We start from the raw sequence: 24,417 nt of genomic DNA on the forward strand, positions 1-24,417 counted from the left end.
CTTATAAAGGTCTCACCCAAATATTTCTATAACTGATCGGTTCGCTTGGATCGCCGTGATCCTGTAGCTTGATAGGACACGGACCATGCTTGTGATAAGCCGGTTGTCCTATCCACGCGGTTTCACCTTTTAATTCGAAATTATTTTGCAGCAACACGCCATTTTGGAAAACGGTAACGCGTGCAGCGCTCTTCAAAGAGCCGTCATCATTAAAGCGTGGTGCGGTCCAGATAACATCATAGGTTTGCCACTCTCCCGGTTTCTTACACGCATTTGCCAGTGGAATTGCCTGTTTGTAAATGCTTCCTGTTTGTCCGTTCACATACGTTTTGTTAATGTAACAATCCAGCACTTGTAACTCATATCCTGCATCTCCCTTACCCGTTGAAGCAAGGAATACACCGCTATTACCGCGAGCCTGGTTGCTACCGGTGATATTTTCAGGTATGCGCCATTCAATGTGTAATTGATAGTCTGTAAAAGTTTGCTTTGTTTGTATGTTGCCCGTTCCTTTTTTTACGGTAACAGCGCCATTACCCACCGTCCATTGTGCCGCGCTGCCATCTTTCACACTTTGCCAGCTGTCAAGATTTTTCCCATCAAATAAAACGATAGCGTCAGAAGGCGCGTCAGCAAAGGCTTTACCTGGCGTAACTACTTTTGGTTCCGGTTGCCAAACCTCGGTTTCCGCCGCTCTTTCAGCATCAGTTTTTTGTTTTTCTTGTGCCATAGCCATTGTAGTTATGAATAGGCCTGCGGTTAAAAGATAAGCTTTCATTGTATGATTTGAAATTTGTGATTTTAAAGAGAGAGCACACAGATGACGCTGATTAAACTGATTTTCACTGATCTTTTGTTGAACAGAAAAACTAATATCCATCAGTCTTGTATGCTACACAGAATGCATTCTTAATTCTTAATTCTTAATTCTTAATTCTTAATTCCTAATTCTTAATTAAATGCCTTCCTGTTAATTCTTAATTATTAATTATTAATTATTAATTAAACTTTAGGCAGCTTGTATCCATTGTGATATTCAGCCGACAACAACTTATTCGCCGCTTTATCATCATTGAAATCGCGCCTCACATCATTCCAGTAAATTTTCTTTCCGGTGCGAAACGATATATTTCCCATCTGGCAAACAGTGGCGACATGTGCACCGTCTTGTATCGGGCAATGCAGGTCTTCCATTTTTCTGCTTTTCACCACGTCGATAAAGTTTTGTGCATGCAACGTCAACCCGTCGTCTTCTTTTTTTTGCCTTGCTACCGCATCCATTTTTTCTTTACCGTTTATTTTTTCCGGAATCACTTCCCATCCACCTCTATCTACCACAAGCGTGCCATTATTTCCAATAAAAGCCACGCCGTGATCGCGGCTATAAGGCCCATCGTTTATACCCGTTGCGTGTTCCCACAGCATGTTGAAGCCATTAAATTCATACACAGTTGTTAACGTATCCGGCGTTTCTTCCGCATCATCTGGATAAGCGAATTTACCACCGCTCGCAACAACGCTCTTTGGTGTATTTGCTTTCATGCCCAGCAAAGCGTAATCGATCATGTGTACGCCCCAGTCTGTCATCAAACCTCCAGCATAATCCCAGTACCAGCGGAAGTTAAAATGAAAACGATTGGGATTGAAAGGTCGTTTTGTTGCTGGCCCGAGCCACATGTCATAATCCACGCCTGCGGGCACAGGGCCGTCAGGCTGCACAGGTATCGATTTCATCCATCCCTGGTAGGCCCATGCCTTTACAAGCCGCACCTGGCCAAGCTTTCCGGAGTGTACAAAACTCATTGCATCCTGGTAATGCTTGTTGCTTCTCTGCCACTGCCCTACCTGTACCACGCGATTGTATTTTTGCTGAGCAGCCACCATCGTGCTGCATTCTATAATTGAATTGCCGGCCGGTTTTTCACAATACACGTCTTTTCCTGCAGCACATGCATCATGCATGATCAGGCAGTGCCAGTGATCAGGCGTGCCTATCACCACCACGTCAACATCTTTGTTATCAAGCAATTTCCGATAATCACTGTAGGTTGCTACTTTCATGCCTTTTTGTGCGAGTTCAGCGGCACGTTTGTCCAACACACTTTTATCTACATCACACAATGCAACACATTGTACTTCGGGAATTTTCAACAGCGCCGTAAGATCTGCCCAACCCATTCCATTGATGCCGATGGCACCTACATTAATTTTCGCGTTGGGAGAAATAGCTTTTTTTCTTGCAAGAAGGTCTAAGGGTAAAGCGGCTGCAAGCCCCGCACCTGCTAAATAAAGCGAGGATGAGTGTAGAAAAGTCCGTCTTTTCATATTGGCAATTTTAGAATCAATGGTTGTGGTAAAATTATTTGACTTTATAGGTAAATATAAGAATTGAAAATTGAAAGTTGAAAATTGAAAATGCTTTGGGCTCACGTTGGCTTAGGGCGATTGGGCATTCCTTACCAATAAGAACAAAAATTAAAATGCGGCGCGGGCCTTCATTTTCAATTTTCAATTAACACTCATAACCTCTCTGCTACGTCTTTATCACTTCATCTAAAACACTTTTTTTCGAGCGGCAGTGATTGATTTTATTATTTCTGTAAATTCATTCTTTCTATTATCTCAAAAACAACCAATAATGATCAGAAACGTTTTGTTTGCCATTTGCATTCTGGCAGTCACGCTAAGTTGTGCAGCACCTCATGCTGCCGCGAAAAAGAAATACCGGGTACTCATATATTCTAAAACAGCAGGTTATCACCACGCATCAATTGCTGCGGGTATAAAGGCGATACAAAAGCTGGGCGCAGAAAACAATTTTGCAGTTGACAGCACTACAGACAGCACTTACTTTACACCCCAAAATCTGAAAAAATACAACACCGTTATTTTCCTTAGCACAACAATGAATGTGCTGGACAATAATGGTCAGGCTGCCTTTGAAAAATATATTCAATCCGGTGGAGGCTATGTTGGTGTACATGCGGCGAGCGATACGGAATACGATTGGCCATGGTACAATAAACTGGTTGGTGTTCAGTTTAAAAGTCATCCAAAGCAACAGGAGGCTGTCTTACATGTGGTAGACACCACTTTTATCGCTACCAAACATTTACCCAGCGTATGGAAAAGATGGGACGAGTGGTACAATTTCAAAAATATTAAGCTAGACAGCACTTATCACGTGTTGATCACAATTGACGAGAGCAGCTACACAGGAGGCGAAAATGGCACTTTCCACCCAATGGCGTGGTACCATGATTTTGATGGTGGCAGAGCCTTCTACACAGAGCTTGGCCACACAGATGAATCCTATGTCGATCCGCTGTTCCTGAACCACTTGCTCGGCGGCATTAACTATGCGATGGGAAAAAAGCCGTAGGCTTTTTTAATTTGAAAATTTGAAAATATGGGAATTTGAAAATGCTTTTAGCGCATCATTGTCAATTTTTCATTGAGAGTACTATAGACGAACAGCCATAAATGACGATTCATCGACTTTCAGCATTTTCAAATTTTCAAATTCCCAAATTTTCAAATTTTCAACAGAATTCCCAATCATCTTAGTCGCATGAAGATTCTAATCATAGAAGACGAAAAGGCTTTGGCAAACAGCATTGCCACCTATTTAAGCAATGACAATTATGTGTGCGAACTCGCCCCTACGTTTGATATAGCGTTGGAAAAAACGTCTTTGTATGATTATGCATGCATTATACTCGACATCACTCTTCCTGATGGTAATGGGCTTGAAATTCTTAAGCACCTGAAAAAACAAAACAAGAGTGATGGCGTGCTGATCATTTCAGCAAAAAACGCCCTTGATGACAAAGTACAAGGTTTAAAAACGGGCGCAGATGACTACCTCAGTAAGCCATTTCATTTACCGGAACTGGCAGCGCGTGTGGAGGCCATCATCCGCCGCAAATCCTTCTCAGGACAAAGTATCATCGAGTTTGACGAAATTGCTGTGGACCTGGATGCCAAACAGGTTTCTGTAAAAAATAAAAACATCGATCTTACCCGCAAAGAATATGATCTGCTGATGTATTTCATAGCCAACAAAAACAAAGTAATCAGCAAGGGCGCTATTGCAGAGCACTTGTGGGGCGACAACATGGATCTTGCGGACAACTATGATTTCATCTATGCTCATATTAAAAACCTGCGCAAAAAATTACTGCAGGCCGATTGTCCCGATTACATTCAATCGGTTTATGGAATGGGTTATAAATTCGGCATTGCCAAATAGGAAAAAACATGAAGCTGTTTACAAAATACACTCGCATCAATCTGCTGATAACAGTGGCTATTTTTCTGCTGGCAAGTATTGCATACGCGTTTTTGCTGCGATATGTAATGATCGAATTTGTAAATGACAATCTTAAAATCGAACAACGGGAAGTTGAAACCTACGTAAGTAAATACAACAGGCTTCCTGAAATAATGCACGTTAAGGAACAAGAGATTAGCTATACCCCCGTTACCGGCCCAATACCGAAGCACAAATTCAGTTCTGTCAGACTTTTCGTAGAGGATGAGCAAAGCATGGAACTTTTCAGGCAAATAACATTTACTGTGCAGGCTGGAGGACAATGGTACGAAGCGAAAGTGGCTATTTCAATGGAAGACATGGATGATATGATCCGTCTTATTCTGGTGATCACCATAGCCACTATACTGTTAATACTAATGACGACAGCCCTTATCAACCGTGTAGTATTAAAGCGATTGTGGAAACCATTTTATGATACGTTGACATCTATCAATAGCTTCCAATTGGGCAATAAAAGCAAAATACAGCTTTCTCAAACGAACATTGACGAATTTGACCTGATGAATAAAACACTCGATCAATCGCTCAATAAAGCAGAGAGCGACTACTTGTTACTAAAGGAGTTTACGGCGAATGCTTCACACGAATTGCAAACTCCGCTGGCAATTGTAAGATCAAAAATGGATATTCTAATTCAGGACGAAAACCTTTCTGAAACCCAGAGCCGCGCTGCACAAAGCGCCTATGACGCTATACAAAAAATGTCAAAGCTCAATCAGTCATTGTTGCTCCTGGCAAAAATAGAGAATAAGCAATTTGAAGATGTTGTCATCATAAACCTGAAAGAAAAAATTGAAACAAAGCTGGTTGATTTTTTTGAGTTGTGGCAAAGCAAGCATCTTTCTATCAAAAAAAATCTTCGCGATTGCGAGATAAAGATCAATCCTTTGCTGGCAGAAATAATGTTGAATAATTTGCTGAGCAATGCTACAAAACACAACATTCCTAACGGGAAAATTTCTATTACCTTAACAGCTAAGCAACTGGTAATTGCCAACACCAGCGACTCTCCTGCGCTTGACGAAAAGCAGCTCTTCACCAGATTTTACAAAACTTCGGCAACAAGTGATAACGGCCTCGGGCTATGTATTGCAAAGCAGATCACTGAATTGAATGGGTTCACTTTAAGCTACCATTACGTTAACAACCAACACCAATTTTCTATTGATTTCTAGGAGCAGAAGAGCAGTGTGAGACAGATTCTAATTGTGCCAGGCGAAAGAACAAGCTGAATTTGCCTGTTCTCCGCTGGGCTTCATAATTTTAAGGCAATACAAACTTATAGAGTCTGTGAGACGGAAATATTAAGCCCATGAGAAGAAATCATTAAATATTAAGTCAAAAACAAAAAGTCAAAATTCAAAAGGGTTGCCGCACGAGGGACAATCCTTTTGAATTTTGACTTCTAAATTTCACTTTTTAAATCAAATTGCTGCTGATAAAAGAATCCACTTTGTCGCGGAACGTTTCTCCCACGGGAAAACATTGCTGCTTATTGATACAAACTTCGTTTTTACTGAGCAGGTTAATTTTATCAACGTTCACAATAAAAGACTTGTGGATGCGAATAAATTGGTCACCGGGCAAGACATCTTCCAGGTCCTTCATATTCGCAAGCGACATGAACATGTTTACCTGTGTGTGGATCTTCACATAGTTTCTGCAACCTTCAATAAATACGATCTCACTGAAGTTTACTTTATGCATCATTGAATTGTGGCGTACAAAAAAATAACTCTTCATAACCGGTGATTTTCTCTATGCGAATTTGGGGATTTGTACATTAACGACGGTTCCGCTCAGTATCACTTACAAACCGACTATCATTAAATTCGTCCATTTTTTCTATAGACTAATTGCGGAGTTATGAGTTGTGAGGTAAGCATTCCTATTTCCTAATTCAATGTCGTTTCCTTTAGGTGTCAATGCCCTACGGGCAATATCTCATTTCAGCTAACTTCTATTGATATTATTTCCCTACGGGAAAAGTACCATTGCCCGTAGGGCATTAATATCAATAGAACATTTACAATAAGTACCCTTTGTCCGTAGGACATTAATATGGTAAAATTTTGAGCTTAAGGAAACGACATTGATTCCTAATTCCTAATTCCTCTAAAGCCCGTGCGCACTCTTAAAAGCATCTTCCAATTCCTTCGTAAGGGCCTTCACTTCTTCGGGGCGGCCGAGCCAGGAAGCAGGCGTGATTTGTAGCAGTGCTATTTTCCATTCATCACCCTTTTTAACCGTAACAATGGATTGAATAGTGTTTAGGTCAGGATTCATCTCAGCGCCGTATTCAGGCATGATACCGGCAACCGCTCGAAGCAGCGCTGTACTATCCGATAAAAATCTCACCTCGCGTATCAGATACACAAACGGGTTGCTCTTATAGTTTTTGAATATTTCGTTTAGCCGGGCATTAATATTTTCTCTGCCATTTTCCTGGGTACCATCAAAGCCAACAATGCTACCGTCATCTGCAAACAATGAAGATATTTTATCACCGGACCGCATATTCCAAAACGCGATCAATTGTTCATACAGTTTTCTCATTTTAAGTTCTTCGTTCATTGAGCTATGTTTTTATAGGTGTAAAGCATTCCTAACTCCTAACTCCTAATTTCTAATTTCTCCCTACATAATCATCCTGCTTCTCCTTTCCACCAAAATCGTATTCCTCCACAGATCATCCATCTTGCCAATTTTTTCCCTGTACCCTACTTCTCTGAAACCTGCGTAGGCATGTAGTTTGCGACTGGCAAGATTTTCAGGAAAGATGCTGGCCTGCAAGGTCCATACATTATTTTCTTCGCTCAAACTAACCAGTTCCTGCAATAGCTTTTTGCCAACTCCTTTGCCCCATTTGTCATGCCGCACATATACACTCACTTCACAAACGCCTACATATACAGCACGTGAAGATGCTGCGGAAAGGGCGGCCCAACCAACTATTGCATTATCATCCAACGCTACAATGCGGCAGTCCTTTAAAAACTTCACATCCCAGTTTTCCCAGTTTGGAGCAATCGTTTCAAATGTTGCTTCCCGGGTATCTATGCCTTGCTGATAAATTTCTTTTACGGCAGCAAAATCGTGTTTATCAAATTGCCTGATAATCATACAGTATCTATCTTTTTTTAAATAAAGAATCATTCCATCAGCCAAAATCCGCAATTGAAGCCAAATGAGATAGCTATCCATTCACAACCTGTTTACCTTTGTACTGTAATATTATTTGGTATGAAAATAACAGCACTTGAACTGCATTGCGAAAGCATTGCGTCAACATTGGATTTTTATAAAAACACTATCGGACTTCCTGTTCTCTATCGTGATGAAGAAAAGGTTGTGTTTGCGGCCGGAAGCACCAAACTCGTTTTTCGCAAATCATCTGAGGATAAACCGGTTTATCATTTTGCCTTTAACATTCCCGGCAACAAATTCGAAGAGGCATTTCTTTGGGCGTCTTCTAAATTTACACTTTTCAATATTACTCCGCAAACCAATGTTGCAAATTTTACCGGCTGGAACGCCAGGGCCTTCTATTTTCTTGATAACAATCAAAACATTGTAGAGTTCATAGCGCGGTATGATTTGCCGGCAAAAAGCGACAAACCGTTTAGTGGTCGCAGCATTTTATCTGTGAGTGAAATTGGATTGGTAGTGGAAAATGTAGAAGCTTTTTGCGAAGTCCTTATCGAAGATTTTGGTCTTGAGTATTTTGCAAAGCAAACGCCACAGCACGATTTTGCACCGCTTGGCAATGATGAGGGATTGTTGATTGTGGTGGGCAACAATCGAAAATGGTACCCAACGGACGTTCGTTCGAATCTCTTTTATACCAAAGTTGAGTTTGAACAAAACGGACGGTTTGCCGAGTTTGAAATCAACATGCATGAAGCTCTTTGCTGAGATCCTAGTTGATGATCGTATTGGCTAACTGAAAAATCGTGAACATGTGATGAGCCTCATGTAACAGGAAAAACTCCGTCCACTGCACAATGCTTAATCTGCCGTATTTTTTGTGAATGCCTATGCGTGCAAGCTTCTCTTCAGGCAACGTTGTAACGAGATGGAGAATCGCCTGCCTGTCTTTCTGCAAGGCATTCATCAGTCTTTCGTTATCCCACTTTTTCCATTCCTCAAATTCAGGGTCGTTGTCGGCCACGTACGCTTCAAATATTGGTTCCGGATGTGTAAGTATGATGTGAAGACGATCTATGAAAACAGGCTGATATTTTACTAGGTGCACAATATTCTCGTGAATGGACCATTTGCCCGGCCTTATCTCTTTTTTAAGCCTTGCCTCATCTGCAGAAGCAATAATAGAAGCAATTGCTTCATGCTGATTCTCCAACCGGCTGATCAAAGCGGGGTATAATTTCATAATTACAAATCTAATTATTACAATTGTAAGATGCCAGCGGAATCTGCCAGGGCGTAATTTTCGTAAATCGCTGTATGAAAAAACTTCATTTTCTATTGACGATCAAATTACTAGCAACCTTGTTGCTCGTGCCGGTATTGTTTGCCTGTACGAAAAGCAATGGAGTACATGTTCCGCCCTACAATCCGCCAAACAACACGATTGATACAACAAATCATTCCCGATATAGTTTTCTGGCCCTGGGAGATTCTTATACCATTGGACAATCTGTAACCGAACAGGAAAGATTCCCCGCTCAAACGGTGAAACAAATTGAGCAAACGGGCAAACGTTTTGATGCCATTCAATACATCGCCACCACAGGCTGGACAACCATCGATTTAGCCGCTGCGATCGACAGGGCACAATTAGCTTCGAAATATTCTGTGGTCACATTATTGATAGGCGTGAATGATCAATACCAGGGTTTGGATGCCGATGGTTATCGCAACAGGTTTGCACAGCTATTGTCAAAAAGTATTTCACTCACCGGTGATGCGCGACATGTTTTTGTGCTCTCCATTCCTGATTACAGCGTAACGCCTTTTGCATTGCACACAAGTGACACTGCACGCATACGCAAGCAGATCGATCAATTTAATGGCATCAATAAGGAGATCGCAATTGCAAACAATGTGAACTATATCGACATTACACCTTCTACAAGACTTGCGTTAAACGATCCTTCTTTAATTGCCAATGATGGATTGCATCCTTCGGGAACACTATACGGCAAGTGGGCGGATCTGCTGTTTCCGGTGATGAATGATGCGCTGAAATGATGACTGTGTAAGGATTACGAACTTCTTGAAATGGAACTTTCGAATCTTTACCACTAAGACACTAAGAACACTTAGTTTCATTAAGAAATGTTCAAATTTTTACAAACCCTTAGTGCTGCTTAGTGTCCTAAGTGTCTTAGTGGTAACTGTTCAGGTCCCTAACATATTAACCCTTCAAGCAATCGTCTCGAGTAAATAAACTAACTTTCCTTTTCAATCTCTCACTATGGATCAGAAAGAATTAGAAAAAGAGCTTGCTGCAAAAGAAGCAGTGAAAGCCGTTAAGCAAAATCAAATTGTAGGCTTAGGCACGGGCTCTACGGCAAAGTATGTGATTATTGAATTGGGGAAAATGGTAAAGGATGGTTTGAAAATTCAATGCATCCCGACATCGAACAAAACTGCTGAACTTGCCACGTCGTATAATATTCCATTGGTTGATATAAACATGGTAGATCACATTGATGTAACCATTGATGGTGCCGATGAATTTACAAAAGAGAAAATGTTGATCAAAGGTGGTGGCGGTGCATTGCTGAGAGAAAAGATCGTCGCATCGCTAAGCAGGGAAGAAATCATTATTGCCGATGCCAGCAAAAAAGTAGACAAGCTCGGCAAATTCACCTTGCCTATTGAAGTGATTCCTTTTGCATTGAATTATGTGCAGCTTCAGCTTACAGCATTGCAAGGCAAAGGAAAATTGCGCCAGCTCGACGGCAAACCTTTCCTCACCGATCAGCAAAACTATATTGTAGATGCAGATTTCGGTTTAATAGACAACCCTCCTGCACTAGCGGAAAAACTTAATCAAATTGAAGGATTGGTGGCGCATGGACTTTTTATTGGCCTTGCTACGAGGGTGATTATGGGGATTGGTGATAGCGTTCAAGTGTTCAATTAAGAATTAGGAATTAAGAATTAAGAATGCTTTGTGTGTAGCAGGTTGATTGGCTGTAAACCTCTCCTGGTTGCGAAAAGGCTTCGACAAGCTCTCAGCCCGACACTTAGTGGAAGTTGTCAGACTGAGAGCTTGTCGAAGCCCTTTACACACAAAGCATTTACTTCAAATGTTCCGTAGTATCACTGAAGGAATTCTTAATTCTTAATTCCTAATTCTTAATTGACTTCAAGTCGTTACCTGCAATCTCTTCCCACTTGTACAAATGAAACGTTCTGTCATTGCTCATTACAACGAAGAGACCTTTTGGAAAGTTGGGACCAAGAGGAATGGAAATTGTTTCTGATCCATCGCTTTGTGTAGCGGCGACGTTTACAATTTTCAATAGTTTGTGATTGAAAGGATTGCTGGCGTCTCCTTCCCTGCTAAAGATCTGGAAACGGTTTGCGCCTTGGTCAGATACTAAGATGTAACCAGTTGAATCAGTAAGCTGGTAAATTGAAATACCTTCATGATCTTCTTTGAAGCCTTCTGTTCCGAAAATGGAAAGTTGTTTGTTTCCTTTTTCTGCATCAGCATAATATTGCTTTACACCAACACCTTCATCGGAATAATAAACATAACCTAATGCATCATCTACCATGATGGATTCAATTTCCTTTTTCTTACTGAAGCTGCCAAACTTGCGAACAAGTGTTGATTTTACATTTCCCTTTCCATCATCTTCCAATAAATACTGGCCGATATAACCTTCTACCGGCCCGTTCTTGCGGCCAACAAAGGCATATATTTTCCCCTGCTTGTCGCGATACATTCCTATACCCATGAGGTCGCGGTATTCAGCTTCGGTATCGCCGACAAACATCTCGAGGCCGCCGTTATCAACAGGTTTCATGTCGGGCAAAGAAAACACGCGAAGCTTATGTGTCATTCTTTCTGTTGTAACAGCTATATCAACTGGCTTTCCATTTAATATTAATCCGTACTCAACATCCACATTGTTTGGACGTTGCAAATTTTTCACCACTTTGTCGTGCTGAATTTTTCCCTGCAGATCGAAAACATACAAGGCGCCATCTTTGTCTTTATCAGTGCCAATGATCAGGCTCTTTGCAGGATCTGTGGGATTGATCCAAACTGCAGGATCATCTGTATCATATGTTACTGCTTCGGTTACAAACAGTGGCTTTGCCTGCGCTTCCGTTTCCGTTTTTTGTGCCGGCGCTTTAGGTTGTGCCTGGCAACCTGTAACCGCTATCAGCGCGGTTACAGTGATAATGCTCTTCATTTTACTCATCTCGATCAATCAGTTTATTTAGTTCCCATTGCGCCTACGTATGTTGCCGGATCTGTTGATTTGTAAGTAACGCCGCCGGCAGTAATACCATTTGCAAAATTTCTTGTAAAATCTGTTTACCTTTTCCAAGTGCATTTGAACCCGACTGAAGATGAAAATCCCAATTAGTATCAAATATGCCATTTGCGTTGTCGTTGCTTAAAGGATAGTTCACGAATTTAGGATCGTTGTCGCCTGCTTTTGCGCTGATAACATCACCTGTACCTGCGATGATTTCAGCTGTTGGCTGAAACTGATCAGCTCCGGTTTGTGTATAGCTGTAGTAGTAAGTGTTGAAGAATTTAGAACGGCTGTCTTCAGGATTTCCTTTGTCTCTTTTTACTCCATAGCGATCGTTTACCAAAAGGTTATTGTAAATATCTACATGTGCAGATTTCTCTACCCATATCGAGCCACCTTTTGTTGTTGGTCTTCTCCAGCCTGCATTTACTATAGTATTGTTATAACCAACTATGTACAATTGAGGTGTACGGTCGCCGCTGTTTGACAATTTCATGCCATTTGTATTAGGGCTGTAAATAAGGTTATAAGCTACGTCTGCGATTACACCTGATTTCAAGTTCACAGCTTCGCCGTTTTCAATACCTGTTGTGTAAAATTTGTTGTTGTCTATGATCACGCTACCACCTTCAATGTACAATGCATCTTCGTTGAAGTTGTGAATAGTTGAATTTGTTACAACAAGCTTGCCGTTAATATTTGGAAAATACAAAGCCGGCACGTGCTCACCTGCGGCTGCTTTATACAAACCCCCTTTTACTGATGGAGAAGATTCTGTAGTAACCGCACCACCGTAAGAAAGATCAGTATAGTTCAAAACGATTTCAGCACAGCTAGCTCCCGCTGTTAATCCACCCCACAATGCGCCCCATGCGTTTGCAGTAGTTTTCCATGCATCAGGAACAGAGATTTTAACAGGATTGGTAGCAGTACCAATGCTATACAAATTACCCTTGATGATAAACTCTGGTTTAATAGTTGAGTCGCTCATCAACACTTGTACGCCTTCTTCAATAGTCAATGATGAGCCACTTGGAATTTCAAGATGTCCTTTTACAATCACCACGCTGTTCTTTTTCCATGTACCGGATACGGTTCCGGAAACTGAAGTACTATCTTTTTTTGGAGGATTGTTGGTACCACCACCATTGTCATCCTTGCTGCAACTTGTGAAAAACATTGCACCTGCCAAAACTGCTGCAGAAACGGGTTTCCACATTTTTGAAAAATCTTTTTGAATAGAGATTGTACTCTTGTTCGATTTCATGATTTGCTTTTTTAAGTAAAAGAATTTTGATTTATTTTTTAAAATTTATATCGCATGCCCAACACATATGAGCGTTGATAATAGTCGCGACGTATAAGCGTTTCACCGCTGCTGAGATCTTGATTGGGAACGCCTTCGTTATATACATTTGTTCCTTTAATGAATACTACTGTGGGAGTATTAAGAAGGTTATTTGCTTTGGCAAAAACTACGAGGTGCTTAAATGACTTTTCCGCAGACAAATCCATTTGTACAAATCCTTTTTGCCATTGGTCCGTACCTACAAACTGACCAACCGTTACAATTCTTGGCCCGGTGTAGCTTCCTGCCAACTGCGCGTCCCATCCATGATGTACATCTTTGTATAATAATGAGAGATTGGCAATATGCTCTGATTGTCCATACAGTGGACGCGTTACATCAACGTTGATGGGATAGATATCCTGGTTGTGAGAATCATCACGCACTCTTTTCAATTTTGGAGTTGTAATGGATGAATGCGTGTATGTGTAATTTGCTTTAACGCCCCATTTGTTGAAATACTTTATCCAGTCAAGCTCTGCGCCATAATTTGTTGCGTTACCAAAATTACCAGGCACATAGTAGGTACCGTGCATTTCTGCTTCCAAAGTGTATTCAATAGGGTTCTGGATTCGTTTGTAAAAGATGCCTGCCATAAATTGTTCAGCAGGCTTTGGGAAATACTCGTAGCGCAGATCTATATTGTCTGCCACGGCGTGCTTAAGGTTGGGGTCGCCCTTTTCAGTGTATTCCTCCTGAACGATCGGTGCAGGATTGATCTCTGAAAAACCGGGCCTGTTCACTGATTTAAAATATGATAAACGGATATTCGTTTTGTCCCATGGCATGTATTTGATGTTAATGCTTGGCAAAAAATCGGTGTATTTTTGATTCCCCACCGGATTATCTTCACCAATTGGATATTTCATTACATAACCCTGATCGGTATTTTCTACACGCACACCACCTAATATTTCAAGCTTCTTTAAATAAGCTTTGAATTGTAAATAACCTGCTGCAATTTTTTCACTTGCCGTATATGTCTGACCTGATGCAACCGCACCTTGCGGCGTTGTTACTTTCCAATCTATTTGATTATAGTCGGTAAAATCTTTTCCATATAATGCGTACTGATTTACAGGAGACAATTGATAATTGTCGTAAAAATTATCTCTTTCCTTGTCTCTGTATAAACCTCCAAACTTCCAGTCAACCCTAGTGTTTCCGATGTTTTGGAGGAAAGTAAAATTCAGGTAGCCGGAAATATCCTGATCATTGTTATGCTCCCAGCGGCGCGATGACTTGTCAACATAAGTACGTGTATCCACAAAGTTTTCCTCTACGCCGTGTAAGGAGATAGTAGTGTTATCCGGGCGCGTACTACTTGCTTTCGCATAATTGGCTGTCCAGTCAACCTGCCATTTGTCGGACAGTTTGTGGTCGCCGTGTAGTGTGTTGCTCCAAATATGTTGTATGGTTCTTCTTGTTCGGGTAGAATAAGAAAGTGTAGCATTTCCCGCTACCGGATCATACCCACCGATGGTCAGCTCTTTCTCAACCTGGTCACGCGTTTGTGTATTGGTAAGGTTCATAAATCCGCTATACAAACTCAGGCTGTTACGGTCGTTTAAACGGTAATCAACTTTTGCGTGAACGCCATATCTTAGTTGTTGTTCTGAATATTGTCTCTCCTCCATTTTTGTAAGCATCAGCCCGCTCACCGTGTCTCTCATCTCTCCATCATAAAACAAACTATTGCTGCCTCTGTATGTGTTTTGCAAACTTCCCGATACAATTACTCCCAACTTGTTATTCATGAAACGATCGCCATAAGTAAGGCCGCCAATAATTCCCGGCATTGGCTTCTTCCAAGAGTAAGTGCTCGAAGCTTTTGTAAAATCCTGTGGTGTTGCATTGTAGCCTTCGCCATGTAATTCGTACGGAGATTTGCTGGTAATGCCTTTTGCATCATAACTCATAAAGTCGCGATCCATAAAGAGTTCGCTGTAGCTGCCTGCAAGGTTAACAGTAAACAATCGATGCGCAGGTGCATCTTTCATTACCATGTTTACAACGCCACCTACTGCATCTCCCTCCATTGAAGGAGTTAATGATTTATAAACTTCCAGTCTGTCCAATAAATCAGAAGGGAAAATATCGAGCGGCACATAGCGGTACTTATCATCAGGGCTTGGGATTTTTATTCCGTTTACCAGTGTATAGTTGTAGCGTTTGTCCATTCCGCGAAGGATCGCATATTGCCCGTCGCCATTGCTGTTTCTTTCGATAGATACACCGGAAATACGTTGTACCACATTTGCAACGGTCATGTCAGGAGAAACTTCAATCGCCCTGGCAGACATGATGTTCATTACCTGGTTTGCGTTGCGCTCGAGGCTTCTTGCGCCAGTTTCGCCGTTTTTATCTTTTGCAGCGGTTACAATTACACTGCTCAATGTGGTGCGTGAAGTGCTTAGTTCTATATTAAGGGATTGAACGCCATCGTTTGCCACTTCCATTTTTTGCGAAGCAGCAAGGTATCCTACCATTGAGAACTTTATGTTATAATTTCCTGCAGGTATATTTTTTATCGTGAAACTTCCATCTAAACCTGTTACTGCGGTATAGTGAGTCGCTTCAATTTGGATCACTGCTCCGGTTAAAACTTCTCCGGTTTCGTGAGAAACGATCCGACCTTTGATGACTCCGGCGAAAGAGGTTAGTGAAAAGGCAGTTAGAAATAGTAAGAAAAAAATTCTGCGCATAGTGCTTTTTGTTTGCTGCACAAAAGTGGACAAAGCGCCTTCTGAAATGAAAAAATAGCCATTAACAAATAGTGAACAACGTATACAACAGCGTGAACAGACGGGCAACAAATGTGAACACCCGGATATTAATCAGTTGAAAATCACTTGTTTTACTCGTAACAAAAACTCCATTAAGTAATTATTAACTCGACTTGAAGCGTTACAGAACTGATTTTTATAACCGTAAAAGGTTAGGGATTTACTACAAGTTTTCTATTGTTGCAAGTTGCTAGCTAAAGCATAGTAGGCAGCAAACTAAGCGGCAGACTCCCAGATATAGAAAGACAAAGAATTACCACTAAGGAACTAAGAAAAACTAAGCTGCACTAAGGAAGGCTGACGTCAATTTAACGGCAAAGGCGCAAAGATGTTGACAGCAAAACTTATTGGCAGGTCACAAAGGCGCAAAGGAACAAAGAAGGCTTTTTGTTGTACCGACATTCTTGAAGTGTTGTCTATCAAGCCCTCCTTTCCTCTGTGAAAAAAACCTCGTGATCTCTGTGGTAAAAAAAAGCTTAGTGCAACTCAGTGCCCTGAGTTCCTTAGTGGTAAAGAAACTGTCGGGCCTCCGCGAAACCTAATTCCTAATTCCTAATTCCCAATTCTAATTCCTAACTCCTAACCCCTAATTCCTGACTAAAGTCCCTGTATATACGCACTCAAATTCTCCCCCTTCTCCAAATTAAGTTTTTTGCGGAGGCGATAGCGAGTCACCCGTAAGCTGTCGGAGGAAATGCCTAGAAGTGTGGCAATGTCTGAAGAATCAATGTTCATTTTAAGCAGAGCGAGCAGACGCAAATCGTTTGCAGTAAGATCATGGCAAATGCGCCTTACTCTTTCGAAGAAACTTTCATGTACTTGTTCGAAAATATTTCTGAATTCATCCCAGTGCTGATCCTGGTTAAAACTCATATCAATTCTTTGTATCAATTGCTGCAACTGCTTTTTCTGGTCGCGCTTATCATCTTTCACCATTTTTTCCAGTGAATCATGTAACTCTTCCAGCAACTGATTTTTCTGAATAATATGCAAAGTGTGAGCAGTCAACTCTTTCGCTTTCATCTCAAGGCTTTGTCGAAGCACATCTCCCTGCAGTTGCTTGTTTTGCAGGTCGATCTCCATTAGTTCACTGCGGGTCTTGAACATTTCCTGGTGCTGGTGACGCAACAAGATCTCATTCTTTATCTTCAATCGCTGCCGGCTGATGATCAGGATGCTCATCAACACAAGCAGCACCACTACAACAACAGCACAAATCGTTAATATAATGGTGTTGCGGTGTTCAATACGCAACTTTTCTATTTCCGCATTTTTTTTACCAACCTCATTCAGCACCTGCAGAAACGCGACCTGCTTGTTGTTTTCTTTTGAGTAGATATCGAGCAACGACTTGCGACTAAGCTCGTGATAAATATAAGCACTATCATCGCGGCCCAACAAATGCCAAGCCTTCGCCATATCGCGATACGCTGCACTTAACTGATAACCTTCCTTCAGGCGAACGGAATACTCGATGGCCTTTCTCGTTTGCACAAGCGAAGCCTGGTATCTTCCGGTCTTGCGCAAAATATCTCCAAGGTTGTTGAATATTTCAATAGAGCTAACCTGGTCATTTACCTTTTGATAAAGCTCCAATGCATTAGCGTAATAGTAACCTGAAGAATCGTACTGCTCAAGATCTTCGAAGATGCTGCCCATGTTTTCGTAAATACCGGCAATGCCCGTTTTGTCCATTGCATTGGTGTAGTGATTCAGTGCAAGACGCTGGAAATAGAAAGCACTGTCATACATCTGGCGCTTCTCATAGAGATGACCAATGTTGCCGTATGTAATGGCGAGTCCCGGATCTGAAGGATATTTTTTCAGTATTTCCAAAGCAAGATCAAATTGCTTGCGGGCATCATCCATTTGCTTGTTATAATAATATAGTGTGCCTATATCATTTAGATTGGAAGCGTATAGCTTTTTGTCACCTTCATTCTTGAAAAGCTCGGCTGCCTGTAAGTGAAGATCAAGTGATTGCGAGTAATGACCGAGATGGTAGCATATCTGCCCCATCCTCTGTAGTGCAATAGCCGCGGCTGTTCTGTCTTTCTTTTCCATCGCCTGGTTATAAGAGTTGCGAAGAAAAAGGAACATTGTATCCGGGCGGCCGCTTTCATGTATGTAAGCCTTGTTTAATTCACCGTCATACTCAAGTTGCGCAAACACGCTGCCCACGCTGAAGATCATCAGCATAAGGAAACAACAATGCAGTAAAATTGAATAACGTTTGGTATAAACCCTCTTCATACAGTTTTCCGTTGCAGCGGCAAAGAAAAGGGTTCAATGTTAAGTAATTGTAAAGTCGTGGTGTTCCCAATTAAGAATTAGGAATTAGGAATTAAGAATTCTTTGCGTGTAACGGGTTTTCAGATCGCACACTTTTTTCTGTTTGCAAGACCTAATCTACTGCTTCACCAAAACAATTCTTAATTCCTAATTCTTAATTACTTCTGCGTGGCGGCTTGCAGATTAATATGATTCAACCTATTCTGGATCTGTTTCTTCAATTTCCGTTTTTGTTGAAAAAGATTGTATTTGAAATTCTCCATTGCAGCAGAGCCATTCTGTATTGGCTGTTCTATGCGGGTACCTACATGCAGTATATCCAGGAACACCCTGGTATCCTGGAAGTCGCCAAGCATTTCTGTGAGTGATTTTATTTTGTCCTGCGTGCGCAGTGCAATGGGCATGGCGGAGGTGGCATTCTTCTCAATATGGGGCCATGTATAGGTAAAGTCTTTCAAAATTTTTCTTACACTGTGCAATGCATTGTCAGAAAAGTCGATGCTTCCCTGCGATTGCATTTCTGATAATTTTTTGCGGGCAAATTTCTTCACCGTTTTTTCGTCAACAGCTGTGGTGATATGTTTCAGGATCTTCTTCCTTTTTATAACCTTCCTGCCCTGCGCATACTTGTTCGCTTTCTCCTTCCAGCCATCCTCATCAAAATTTAATTGCGTCAGCGTAGCGAGTACAATGGCATCGTTGGGGTTGGAAGCTTCTTTAGATATTTTATCGCGCAACAATTGAATATTGCGGATCATACCCACGCTATTGTAAAGATCCTTCAGGCGGCGGGGCAATCTTATTTTTTCCTGGTGATCATTTTCATTAAGCAGCCTGAATGTAGCCCTTATCTTTTTTACCTGCAATCTCAACTCATGAATATCTTCCATGTCAAACTTGTCCGCAAGTTTACCTTGCAGCCTGTTGATCTTCTCACACCTTTTTTCAATTGAATCTTCTATAGTATTCTTTTTCATCCAGGGACTGTGCTAATGATATTACAAACAAAACCCGTTTCTGTTCGGCAACCGTTTAAACCGCAAAGGGCACAAAGGTTGCGCAAAGAAAATGAGTTTTAAAATCATCACTTTAAAGTTACTGAAGAAAACTTGTTTTAGTTATCCTGCCTTCTATTCTTCTATTTATACAGTTCCTTCGTTTACTTTGCGCAACCTTTGCGCCCTTTGCGGTTAACTTTCTCCGAGTGCCTTCTTTACTGCCGGCGCAACCACCGTTCCAAACAACTCGATCGACTTCATTACCTGGGCATGTGGCATAGTGCCAACGGTCATTTGTATGAGGAAGCGATCCATTTTGAAAATTTCATGTTCATACAAAATTTTATCAATCACTTGTTGCGGGCTTCCCAACACCAGCGCTCCTTCCGGCGAACGCATATAGTCATATTGCTCCCTTGTCATTCCCTGCCAGCCACGTTCACGGCCAATCTTCGACATCAAATAAGCGTAGGAAGGATAAAATTCATCGGCTGCCTGCTGGGAGGTTTCAGCAACATAACCATGCTGATTGATGCAAACTTTCAGCTTCGCCGCATCCTGGTTTGCTTTCGCACCGGTCTTTCTGTACAAGTCAACAAGCGGACCAAAATGATGTGGTGCGCCGCCAATGATTGCAACCGCCAAAGGCAATCCAAGCGTAGCTGCCCGCACCACAGATGCAGGTGTTCCACCCACTGCTATCCAAACGGGAAGTTGCTCATGATAAGGTCTGGGGTACACTCCAAGATTATTGATCGCCGCGCGATGCTTGCCCTTCCATGATACTTTTTCACTTTTGTTTATTGCCAAAAGCAATTCAAGTTTTTCCGTAAACAATTCATCATAATCTTCAAGATCGTAACCGAAGAGAGGAAACGATTCGATAAACGAACCGCGCCCGGCCATGATCTCGGCCCTGCCTTTTGACAACAGATCAACCGTCGCAAATTCCTGGAACACGCGAACGGGATCGTCTGAACTGAGGACTGTCACAGCGCTGGAAAGCTTTATCCTTTCTGTTCTTGCGGCGGCGGCCGCTAAAACAGTTGCGGGTGATGATACCAAAAAATCCGGGCGATGATGTTCTCCTATTGCGAATACATCGAGTCCCACTTGCTCAGTCAATTCTACTTCTTCCATCAGGTCCTTCATTCGCTGATATGGTTCTCTCACTTTTCCTGTCGCCAGATCCGGTGTGTTTTCTACAAATGTGCAAAGGCCCAGTTCCATCGTGTATCGTTTTATCTGTTACTAATGAGTTCTGTTTCGAAGGTCAAACTTAAAACAATTGTTGAATAGAATTACTACGGTAGTTCCTGTCAAACTTTGGAGCCGAGCAGGGGAATAAGAATCAGACATCGTTGCGTCGCACACTTGTACAGTATATCTATATTGAGCAATGCAGCCATCAGTAGAGACGCGTTGACCGCGTATCTCGCGCGCCTAAAACACAGTAGCACAAATGCGAGGACCCGACATTTGTTGTAGTATATTTCGGGTGTTACAGAGACGCATACAATGCGTCTCTACGGGATGGCTGATTTTCTAATTCCTAACGCAAGCTCTGTGAGGCTTGCAGCCTCGCAGCACCATTCTGTTGCCTTTGGCAACTATAAGCTGAAATGCTGATCTAATTTGGCGGCACGCGGGTGCTGCAGGAGACGCGGGAGTGCCGGCGTCTCTACGGGGCGGCCGATTTTCTAATTCCTAATTTCTAATTCCTAATTTCTAATTCCTAATTCCTAATTATCCTGCGTTCTCCCACCTGCTGCCTCCACATTGCATAATACAATCCTTTCTGCAACAGCAATTCGTCATGCGTGCCCACTTCCACCACTTTGCCTTTTTCAAGCACATAAATAACGTCTGCATGCATGATGGTGGAAAGACGATGCGCAATCAAAATGGTGATCTGCTCGCGTGTAGCGGAAATTTCCCGGATGGTGTTCGAAATATCTTCTTCCGTTAAAGAATCAAGAGCAGAAGTGGCTTCATCAAAGATCAGCAACCGCGGATTGCGCAACAATGCACGCGCAATGGAAATTCTTTGTTTTTCACCGCCAGACAGTTTCATGCCGCCTTCACCCAGAATCGTATCTATGCCATGCGAAGATCGCTTGAGCAATTGTGTGGCCGATGCTTTATGTAAAGCTTCCAGGATATCATCATCCGTTGCATCTGGATTTACCATTTTCAAATTGTCTTTTATGCTACCTGCAAACAGTTGTGTGTCCTGTGTTACAAAGCCGATCTGCCTGCGCAAAGCATTGTACCGGATTTCATTGGACGACTCGTTGTTGAAGTAGATATTGCCGCTGATTGGTCTGTATAACCCAACGAGCAATTTCACCAATGTTGACTTTCCCGAACCCGACGGCCCAACAAACGCAATAGTTTGCCCTGTTCGCACATCGAATGAAATATCATCTATCGCGTTGTAGTTTGCAGTTTTGTGACGAAACACTACTTCTTCAAATCGCAGATCCTGCAAGTCTCCTATCTCCACGGGATTCTCCGGACGTTGTTCTACTGTTTTATGCATCAACAAGTCAAAGCTGTTAATAGAAGCTTCTACTTCACGATACTGGAGAATAATGTTTCCCAAATCCTGCAACGGTCCGAATATAGTGGTAGAGATGAATTGCATCGCGATCAATTCACCCGTGCTTAGCACTTTTCTAAAAATGAGCCAGAGCAAAATGAACAATATAGATTGGCGCAAGAGATTAAGCGTAGTTCCCTGCATGAATGAAAGCGAACGAACTTTTTTCACCTTCACCATTTCGAGGTCAAATATTTTTTGTGTCTGCACACGTAACCTTCTTATTTCAGGAAAAGTAAGACCAAGGCTTTTTACCAGTTCTATGTTGCGCAGACTTTCCGTGATTACTCCTGCCATGCTGTTCGTCTCACGATTGATCGAACGTTGAACGGTTTTTATCTTTTTAGAAAGCAATCCCGTTAGCGAGCCAAGCACCAATATGCCGATAACAAATACAGGAATTAGCATCCAGTTTTTGGTAACGCTGTACCAGATAAGAAATCCAATTCCTACGATGGAAGAAAACAATATATTGATAAAGGAAGTAACAAATCGCTCGGTGTCCGTTTTTACCTTCTGCAAAACAGATAATGTTTCACCACTTCTGCTTTCTTCGAACTCCTGGAAAGATAATCGTAAGGTTTGCCGAAGGCCATCATTAAATATTTGCATGCCAAATCGTGCCACCGCTAGCCTCGTAGTGTATTCCTGGAAAGCCTTTGCCAATCTTGCCAGTAAGGCAATGGCAACCGCGAGCACCAGCCAGAACAACACGCCTCGTACCAATTCATTTTCCGGCTTTTGAGTTTTGTTGTTGGCGTAATTGTCGATGATCTTACCAAAGATCACCGGATCAATCAAGCTAAGTAATTGCGCTACTGCAGCCAATATCAATGAAACAAAAATGAGCGTTCGGTGTGGCTGAAGATATTTCCATAAAATTCGCATAGACTAAAAATAACAAAAACCAGTCCACTCGGTTTGAATATTTTGTTTTTTGGGCAGTTGCTGTGGTGTATGCTCTCTAATACTTACCACTAAGACACTAAGGCCACTAAGCCTCACTAAGAGAGCCCTTAGTGCAACTTAGTGGCCTTAGTATCTTAGTGGTAAATGAGCGGGCTTAACTTATAAGAATCTTCGTTCCTTTTTCAAAATAGACCTATACTTGCATTACAAAAAGTAAAACAATCAAGCATCTCTTTTTACTTTTTATTTTTGTTTTTTTACTTAGCTCAACACCATGGAGAATTATACAATTGTAATCTTTATAATGGCGATCATGATCGGACTCTCTGCTTTTGCAGATAAGATCAAGCTGCCCTATCCTATTCTTTTGATCAGCGCCGGCATTGCAATTGGCTTTATTCCCGACTTGCCCAATATTGAACTCAATCCCGAAGTTGTTTTTTTGATTTTCCTTCCGCCGCTTTTATACGATGCCGCATTTAATATTTCGTTTAAAGAATTCAGAACGCATATCAATACCATTGGGTCTCTTGCAACAGGGTTGGTATTTATCACAGCCACAGGTATTGCTGTGATCACGCACTATCTGATTCCTGGGATGAGCTGGCCATTGTCGTTTGTGCTTGGCGCCATCCTTTCTGCAACAGATGCAGTGGCCGCAATTAGTATTACCAAGGGTTTGGGGCTCTCTCACAAAACGGTTACGATACTGGAAGGCGAAAGCCTGGTGAATGATGCTTCTGCATTGGTGGCCTATCAACTTGCGGTGGCAGCGGTCACAGGAACTGCGTTTGTAATATGGAAAGCATCATTACAGTTTGTTATCCTGATGGGCGGCGGTATTTTGATTGGATTTGCAATGGGCAAATTACTGGCCTTTATTTTGCAACGGGTAAAAGACGATGCGCTTGTTACAATCGCCTTCATGTTGCTGATGCCCTTTGTGACCTACCTTTTGGCTGAAACGCTGCATGTGTCGGGCGTTATGGCAGTTGTTATTTTGGGATTGAGCATTGCAAGATTCAGCAATAAAATTTTCCCCGATCAATTGAAGCAGCAATCTAAAAACATCTGGGACATTATCATCTTTCTTTTGAATGGACTGATCTTCATTCTTATCGGCCTCGAGTTTCCGTATGTTGTGCGAGGCATCGAGCGTCATCTGATCTTTCCTTATGTATGCTATGCCATCGTGATAACCATTGTTACGCTTGGCATTCGCATGACGAGGGTTTACCTGCAACGTGTAAATCTGCAGCGCGCCTTTCGAAATCCGCGGGCAAGAATTTCTGAGGATGCATTGCTGGATGTGCCAACGAGCATTATTATCAGCTGGGCCGGCATGAGGGGTATTGTGTCACTGGCCATTGCTATTGGCTTGCCCACAACGCTGCAAAACGGAGAACCATTTCCACAGCGGAGCGCTATTATATTCATTTCTGTTTTAGTAGTGTTGTTTACTTTGATTGGGCAAGGTTTGACGCTGCCTTGGATCGTGAAAAAATTGCGAAAAAGAGCAGCAACTAGTTCACCACTAAGACACTAAGGGCACTGAGCTGCACTGAGAGTTTTTTTACCGCAAAGTACACAGAGGAAAGAAAGCGCAAAGGAAACGAAGGAGTGTTTTAAAATCCTTTGTTTCCTTTGCGCTCTTGCAACTTGCGATATATTTTGCTGTAA

At 41.9% G+C, this 24,417-nt stretch carries 20 protein-coding genes; 7 read left to right on the forward strand and 13 right to left on the reverse strand.

The features are described 5' to 3' along the window. Nucleotide 1: 1 nt before the first annotated feature. Both KTO63_RS15840 and KTO63_RS15845 read right to left on the reverse strand, forming a co-directional pair. The gene (locus tag KTO63_RS15840; protein ID WP_232373201.1) at nucleotides 2-730 is read right to left on the reverse strand and encodes a 3-keto-disaccharide hydrolase; all 729 of its coding nucleotides are present in this window, start codon (nucleotides 728-730) and stop codon (nucleotides 2-4) included. Between the two features lie 272 nt (nucleotides 731-1,002). After that, a complete protein-coding gene (locus tag KTO63_RS15845; protein ID WP_217792347.1) occupies nucleotides 1,003-2,325 on the reverse strand; it encodes a Gfo/Idh/MocA family protein in 1,323 nt (440 codons plus the stop codon). A 313-nt stretch (nucleotides 2,326-2,638) separates the two neighbouring features. Between KTO63_RS15845 and KTO63_RS15850 the strand changes: the two genes are divergently transcribed. From KTO63_RS15850 to KTO63_RS15860, 3 genes are all read left to right on the forward strand, one after another. Beyond that, nucleotides 2,639-3,382 carry a ThuA domain-containing protein gene (locus KTO63_RS15850; RefSeq protein ID WP_217792348.1) on the forward strand — a complete coding sequence of 248 codons (744 nt, stop codon included), beginning with the start codon at nucleotides 2,639-2,641 and terminating at the stop codon, nucleotides 3,380-3,382. Nucleotides 3,383-3,571: 189 nt separating this feature from the next. Beyond that, nucleotides 3,572-4,252, forward strand: coding sequence for a response regulator transcription factor (locus tag KTO63_RS15855; protein WP_217792349.1), 681 nt, complete (start codon nucleotides 3,572-3,574; stop codon nucleotides 4,250-4,252). 8 nt (nucleotides 4,253-4,260) lie between these two features. Next, nucleotides 4,261-5,511 (forward strand): sensor histidine kinase, encoded by a 1,251-nt coding sequence (locus KTO63_RS15860; RefSeq protein ID WP_217792350.1) that lies wholly within the window; start codon nucleotides 4,261-4,263, stop codon nucleotides 5,509-5,511. A 244-nt stretch (nucleotides 5,512-5,755) separates the two neighbouring features. Here the strand turns inward: KTO63_RS15860 and KTO63_RS15865 are convergent, their stop codons facing one another. The 3 genes from KTO63_RS15865 to KTO63_RS15875 all read right to left on the reverse strand — a co-directional run bounded on the left by KTO63_RS15865 (nucleotide 5,756) and on the right by KTO63_RS15875 (nucleotide 7,459). Continuing rightward, complete coding sequence (locus KTO63_RS15865; protein ID WP_217792351.1) at nucleotides 5,756-6,079, reverse strand: LytR/AlgR family response regulator transcription factor; 324 nt, start codon at nucleotides 6,077-6,079, stop codon at nucleotides 5,756-5,758. Between the two features lie 372 nt (nucleotides 6,080-6,451). Next, nucleotides 6,452-6,910, reverse strand: a complete 459-nt coding sequence (locus KTO63_RS15870) for an SgcJ/EcaC family oxidoreductase (RefSeq protein WP_217792352.1) — start codon at nucleotides 6,908-6,910, stop codon at nucleotides 6,452-6,454. 63 nt (nucleotides 6,911-6,973) lie between these two features. Further along, on the reverse strand, nucleotides 6,974-7,459 hold the full coding sequence (locus KTO63_RS15875; RefSeq protein ID WP_217792353.1) for a GNAT family N-acetyltransferase: 486 nt from the start codon (nucleotides 7,457-7,459) through the stop codon (nucleotides 6,974-6,976). Nucleotides 7,460-7,579: 120 nt separating this feature from the next. Between KTO63_RS15875 and KTO63_RS15880 the strand changes: the two genes are divergently transcribed. After that, nucleotides 7,580-8,251, forward strand: coding sequence for a VOC family protein (locus KTO63_RS15880; protein ID WP_217792354.1), 672 nt, complete (start codon nucleotides 7,580-7,582; stop codon nucleotides 8,249-8,251). A 4-nt stretch (nucleotides 8,252-8,255) separates the two neighbouring features. On the opposite strand, the gene KTO63_RS15885 is transcribed toward KTO63_RS15880, so the two are convergent. Then, a complete protein-coding gene (locus KTO63_RS15885) occupies nucleotides 8,256-8,726 on the reverse strand; it encodes a DinB family protein (protein WP_217792355.1) in 471 nt (156 codons plus the stop codon). Nucleotides 8,727-8,800: 74 nt separating this feature from the next. Here KTO63_RS15885 and KTO63_RS15890 point away from each other — a divergent pair, with 74 nt between their 5' ends. Beyond that, nucleotides 8,801-9,547 (forward strand): SGNH/GDSL hydrolase family protein, encoded by a 747-nt coding sequence (locus KTO63_RS15890; protein ID WP_217792356.1) that lies wholly within the window; start codon nucleotides 8,801-8,803, stop codon nucleotides 9,545-9,547. A gap of 226 nt (nucleotides 9,548-9,773) precedes the next feature. After that, on the forward strand, nucleotides 9,774-10,448 hold the full coding sequence (gene rpiA, locus KTO63_RS15895) for a ribose-5-phosphate isomerase RpiA (protein WP_217792357.1): 675 nt from the start codon (nucleotides 9,774-9,776) through the stop codon (nucleotides 10,446-10,448). A 208-nt stretch (nucleotides 10,449-10,656) separates the two neighbouring features. On the opposite strand, the gene KTO63_RS15900 is transcribed toward rpiA, so the two are convergent. The 7 genes from KTO63_RS15900 to KTO63_RS15930 all read right to left on the reverse strand — a co-directional run bounded on the left by KTO63_RS15900 (nucleotide 10,657) and on the right by KTO63_RS15930 (nucleotide 22,716). Continuing rightward, nucleotides 10,657-11,742, reverse strand: a complete 1,086-nt coding sequence (locus tag KTO63_RS15900; RefSeq protein WP_217792358.1) for a phytase — start codon at nucleotides 11,740-11,742, stop codon at nucleotides 10,657-10,659. 34 nt (nucleotides 11,743-11,776) lie between these two features. Continuing rightward, complete coding sequence (locus KTO63_RS15905) at nucleotides 11,777-13,069, reverse strand: right-handed parallel beta-helix repeat-containing protein (protein WP_217792359.1); 1,293 nt, start codon at nucleotides 13,067-13,069, stop codon at nucleotides 11,777-11,779. Nucleotides 13,070-13,107: 38 nt separating this feature from the next. Then, nucleotides 13,108-15,855, reverse strand: a complete 2,748-nt coding sequence (locus KTO63_RS15910; protein ID WP_217792360.1) for a TonB-dependent receptor — start codon at nucleotides 15,853-15,855, stop codon at nucleotides 13,108-13,110. 678 nt (nucleotides 15,856-16,533) lie between these two features. Then, nucleotides 16,534-18,189, reverse strand: coding sequence for a tetratricopeptide repeat protein (locus tag KTO63_RS15915; protein WP_217792361.1), 1,656 nt, complete (start codon nucleotides 18,187-18,189; stop codon nucleotides 16,534-16,536). 197 nt (nucleotides 18,190-18,386) lie between these two features. Beyond that, on the reverse strand, nucleotides 18,387-19,205 hold the full coding sequence (locus tag KTO63_RS15920; protein WP_217792362.1) for a CHAD domain-containing protein: 819 nt from the start codon (nucleotides 19,203-19,205) through the stop codon (nucleotides 18,387-18,389). A gap of 213 nt (nucleotides 19,206-19,418) precedes the next feature. Continuing rightward, nucleotides 19,419-20,456, reverse strand: coding sequence for an LLM class flavin-dependent oxidoreductase (locus KTO63_RS15925; protein WP_217792363.1), 1,038 nt, complete (start codon nucleotides 20,454-20,456; stop codon nucleotides 19,419-19,421). A gap of 505 nt (nucleotides 20,457-20,961) precedes the next feature. Beyond that, nucleotides 20,962-22,716 (reverse strand): ABC transporter ATP-binding protein, encoded by a 1,755-nt coding sequence (locus KTO63_RS15930; protein ID WP_217792364.1) that lies wholly within the window; start codon nucleotides 22,714-22,716, stop codon nucleotides 20,962-20,964. A 295-nt stretch (nucleotides 22,717-23,011) separates the two neighbouring features. On the opposite strand from KTO63_RS15930, the gene KTO63_RS15935 reads away from it, so the two are divergent. Beyond that, nucleotides 23,012-24,283 (forward strand): Na+/H+ antiporter, encoded by a 1,272-nt coding sequence (locus tag KTO63_RS15935; protein ID WP_217792365.1) that lies wholly within the window; start codon nucleotides 23,012-23,014, stop codon nucleotides 24,281-24,283. Nucleotides 24,284-24,417 lie beyond the last annotated feature (134 nt).

Source organism: Pinibacter aurantiacus, from assembly GCF_019130065.1.
Lineage (GTDB): Bacteria > Bacteroidota > Bacteroidia > Chitinophagales > Chitinophagaceae > Pinibacter > Pinibacter aurantiacus.